Source organism: Pseudomonadota bacterium (assembly GCA_039714795.1).
Taxonomy (GTDB): Bacteria; Pseudomonadota; Alphaproteobacteria; order JAGOMX01; family JAGOMX01; genus JBDLIP01.
On the sequence record JBDLIP010000135.1, the window covers coordinates 1 to 4275 of the forward strand.

At 44.0% G+C, this 4275-nt stretch carries 6 protein-coding genes; all 6 read left to right on the plus strand.

The annotated features are described in order from the left end of the window. The first annotated feature begins 612 nt into the window (after positions 1–612). The gene (locus ABFQ95_07805; protein ID MEN8237425.1) at positions 613–1311 is read left to right on the plus strand and encodes a Rad52/Rad22 family DNA repair protein; all 699 of its coding nucleotides are present in this window, start codon (positions 613–615) and stop codon (positions 1309–1311) included. Positions 1312–1322: 11 nt separating this feature from the next. After that, on the plus strand, positions 1323–2294 hold the full coding sequence (locus tag ABFQ95_07810) for a hypothetical protein (GenBank protein MEN8237426.1): 972 nt from the start codon (positions 1323–1325) through the stop codon (positions 2292–2294). A gap of 301 nt (positions 2295–2595) precedes the next feature. Further along, positions 2596–2904: a hypothetical protein gene (locus ABFQ95_07815; GenBank protein ID MEN8237427.1), complete on the plus strand. Its 309-nt coding sequence runs from the start codon at positions 2596–2598 to the stop codon at positions 2902–2904. Between the two features lie 95 nt (positions 2905–2999). Then, complete coding sequence (locus tag ABFQ95_07820; protein MEN8237428.1) at positions 3000–3353, plus strand: hypothetical protein; 354 nt, start codon at positions 3000–3002, stop codon at positions 3351–3353. An 83-nt stretch (positions 3354–3436) separates the two neighbouring features. Beyond that, positions 3437–3913 (plus strand): phosphoadenosine phosphosulfate reductase family protein, encoded by a 477-nt coding sequence (locus ABFQ95_07825; GenBank protein MEN8237429.1) that lies wholly within the window; start codon positions 3437–3439, stop codon positions 3911–3913. A 159-nt stretch (positions 3914–4072) separates the two neighbouring features. After that, positions 4073–4275 (plus strand): hypothetical protein (locus ABFQ95_07830; protein ID MEN8237430.1); only part of this gene is annotated, 203 nt, incomplete at its 3' end.

The window sequence follows — 4275 nt, forward strand, 5'->3', positions numbered from 1 at the left end:
AAGGATTAATAGAACATGGCACGACAATAAGATGCTCTTGGATGACCCAAAAGGGTAATGAGCTTTTAAATGATTTAAGCACCGTCTTGGACACATAACACGAAAACTGTTAACCGGGCCGCTGAGAGGTAACCCAAAATAAAAGCCTGTCTTCGGCTCCGGTTGGACGACTGGTTAGGTGATTTTATGCACAGCGAACCGAACATCCAAACAAACCAAACAACAGGGGTAAAATGAATAAATTAAAATGCCTCAGGGAAAAATGTGGCCACAAGTGGTTGCCACGATCTGAAAAGCGCCCTGTAGCCTGCCCGGCATGCAATTCGCGGATCTGGGATAGGCCGCCGAAGAAAGAGGTAGGAAATGGCAAAGATTAGCGTAGAGCCGATGCTCACCGTCCAGGTTGACGTTTTAATCCAAGACAGATTCTTGGACACAATCAGGACATGGGCAAACCAAGAAGACGGCCCGGTACATGTTGACATCGCCGATTATGACGACCTGGCTAAGTATTGCGGATTAAAATACCGCCTATCCAGTATCCTGAAGGATGTCAGGGACCGGGCGATGATGGAAGGCGTAGAGTCAATTCTATTTTATTGAGGTGATTAAGTGAATTTAAAAGACTTAAAGAAGGTGATCCCTCATAAGTGGAGGGTGCAATCTTTCAGTAAGTTCAAGTCACAAGCAGCCTGCGTTGCTTACATAGATGCCCGTGCAGTTATGGACATACTTGACGAGGTCGTTGGGCCGGACAACTGGCAGGATGATTACAAATCGGTTGATAACCATATGCTTGCCGGTATTGGGATTAAATGTGGAGCTGGATGGGTATGGAAATGGGATACAGGCTCTGAATCAAATATCGAAAAAGAAAAAGGAATGATATCGGATTCCTTTAAACGTGCTGGCGTCAAGTGGGGTATTGGCAGGTTTCTTTATGACCTTGATATGGTTTATCTCCCGGCAAATGAAAAGAAAACACAAAACAATCATCCGCACGTTGTTGATAACAACGGAAAGCGAGTCTGGGATGTAACAAAGCATGTAAACAAAATAAAGAGCAGTACAAACCAACAGGCACAGCGAAATAACAACGGCAAATTACAGACCAAAACATCTGCCGACTTTGAAATTCTACTAGAAAAAGCAACTACTGTTGCCGAGTTGGGTGAAATCAGCGACAAAATCCGGGCAAGCGTCAAAGCCCTGCCAAAGGCCGAGGCTGAGAAAGTGCGTGGATATTACCGAGATTTCAAGGCCATCCTCGAAGAAAAGGCCACTGACAGCAAACTTACATTCAACGTATAGGGGTGTGCAGGATGAACAAAGGATTGAAAATTAAAGTTTCCGGTAGAATAACAGAATCTAATTTTTCTGAATACAAAGAAGCGATTCTGGCACAGCTTGACGGCTTGAAAGCCGAGCTGATTACCGATCAAGACTTTGCAGATGCCAAGAAAACCATAAAGGTTTGCAAGGCCGCAGAGGATGAAATAGCACTCGCTAAGTCGTATGCGATGGAAGAGGCTGTAGAGATAAATGATTTATTCTGCTCCATGGACGAAGTGTTGGGGAAGCTACGTGATGAAATACGGCTACCGTACACTAGACAAGTAAAAGCTGAAGAAACATCTCGAAAGACTGCAATCATCAAATCCGGTTCAGATGCGGTCAACGAGTTTATGTCCGGCCAGCATGCAGCGGTAAAATTGATGGATATTGATCTCCTAGTTTTTGCCGATGTTGCCAAGGGAAAGCGGACTCTTAAATCCATGCAGGACTCAGTGGACAATGCCGCCGCTGAATTGATTGCCAACATCCAGCGAACGGCCGAACTGGTTGAAAATAATCTTGCTGTTTTTGAATCTATTGCAACCGGTTACTCTTCTCTTTTCCACGACAAAAATAATCTCCTCATTGCCTCTGAGGGCGAATTGGTGGCAACTGTAGAGGGGCGAATAGCAAAGGCCAAACTTGAGGAACGGGAACGTATAGAGCGTGAAGAGAGAGAAAAAAGGGCGCGAGAATATGCCACCAGTGCTGCCAAAGAATCAATGGCCTGTGAAGAGAGAGAAGTAAGCACCTGTAACACACCGGCCAAAAATGCCAACCAGGTAGTCAATGAGCAAATACAGCCTACCACTGAATCTCGACGTTATATTGTGACCATGATTGTCAATGGGACCAAGGATCAGGCCAAGGAAATAGCAACTGTGGCACGCAATGCAACGAAAGTTAATTTTGACGGCCTTATTGAGTCAGTGAGTCTTGATTTTATGGGGCCTGGATGAATGGCAGCAATCATTGCAGGCATGACAAAAGAATTCCCAGGCTATCTTGGCCCTGTGCAGTTACAAAGCAGACGTTAATATTTAGCAAAAACGGGATGTTCCAGTGCGTATCAGGCATATTAGACATATAATTGTTTATAGCGCACTACTCATTGCGGGTGCAGAGTTCACAAACATACCAGCTAGAGGCGGTTCGAGTCCGCGTTTTACTCAGGTGAAGTGAGGGCTGGCAAGATTCAGGTTCGAGTCCTGGACGCTATATTTTACACACAACGTGGGGGAACGGAGGAGTCAAGTTTTATTGGTCGGCAAAAATCAACATAAAACGGCTGCAGAAATAGCCGCTGCCATGGCTGCAACAGCAATTTCTACCTATCATATTAAGTGTAAGAAAGAGAATATTTACTTTTATCAGTGTTTAGAACATCTGTCTGGATTGAACGGGCACAACGTAAAAGATGTCGGCGATAGCTGTCTGATGATTGGTGGCAACTGTAACTCCCCAAATTGTCTACAGTACATGAGTCCTCCGTCTACAGATGTGGCTTGTTCATTTGCTGACGACGACCATTTTGTTTTGCTGAAAGATGAGTTTTGGCCAGGAAGATAACGATTGAGGTCGGTGGTGGAACGCCGCCACTGAATTGAACTTGAAATGCGCGGGCCGTCCGGCGTTTTGTTAGCTGATTTATTGAGGAGTTTATTATGAGCATTGATATGTTTTGGATATGGTTGGCGGTAATCACTTCTACTTTCATTTTTCAGAATCATTTTACTGAGAAAAAAACCACTTGGGATGTTTCTTACACCTACACTACTGAGGCCATGGACTACATTGCTTATGGGCAAATGTCGTTGACAAGTGCAGGCACCACTCTACCCTGGAGGGCCGCACAAACTTGTATCGCCAATGCCAAGATGGAAGAGAATGGTGCTGATGAGCAAGTGCTTGTCACTATTTTGGCCGTACATAAGGATACCGAAAAGAGATTTTTTGTACCTTTCTGGAAACATTTGAATATCTCGTCAAATCTGTTTGCCCTGATCTGCCAATACTAATTCAGTTTGACGATTGCGACTGGCCTGAGAAACGTCCGTATTTTGACAGAATTTGTGATTTTACCGGTTGGAAACCTCATGTTGTGGAACCTTTATTTTCGATCTGGGAAGCGGCATGCAATGCAAAAATAGGTATTGATAATTTGTGTGCTCAGTCTCACGACTTAACAAAATATGGTTTTATTAAACTGCTTGATGATAAAAGAAAAGCCCTGAATTGCGATGGTGTTTTCTTGGGACTAAGAATGCTTGAAGGCCAAGCACGAAAAATGAATCTAGCCACCAGGGGGCCGATTTATCAGTTAAAAGATAAGTCTTGGAGATGTAACCCACTTTGGCGATGGAGCGCCAAAGATGTTTTTGCTTATCTTGTCAATAATGAGGTCGAGATTAATCCATGCTATTTGTATAATAAGTTTCTACAACCAGAAGATATTCGACTCTCGTGGGCGTTGCCTACAGCAACAGGGATGTCTCGGGAAGACATGGCGCATATTAGATATTACTACCCAGAGCATTACAGGAGACTGAGAGATGTTGGGGTGGCAACGGTATCGTAGTCGTGTGCCTAACGCAGACTTGGGTGGCATAGGCCACTACTCAAACACTCACACAACTTTATAGATAGTGTGTTTAACTTGATTTTCAGGCAGATAAGGTGTTAGAATAACAGAAACATACATGACTTTTTTTACCTTTGAGGATTTTTCAAGGCGACAATGGCGAACCGCACAAAGTTTACACAAAAAAAAAAGGAGCAGTTTCTCAAGCACTTAAGCGAAACTGCAAACGTAACACTTTCTGCACGATATTGCGGGGTTAGTCGTCGGACTGCCTATGACCACAAAGAGGATGATGAAAAGTTTTCTCAAGAGTGGGACGATGCAATCAATGAGGCTCTTGATATTCAAGAAGAGGTATT

What these genes read in the sequence shown, in the direction of transcription:
- ABFQ95_07810 (MEN8237426.1), top strand. Translation starts at nt 1,323, where the DNA reads ATGAACAAAGGATTGAAAATTAAAGTTTCCGGTAGAATAACAGAATCT.
- ABFQ95_07820 (MEN8237428.1), top strand. Translation starts at nt 3,000, where the DNA reads ATGAGCATTGATATGTTTTGGATATGGTTGGCGGTAATCACTTCTACT.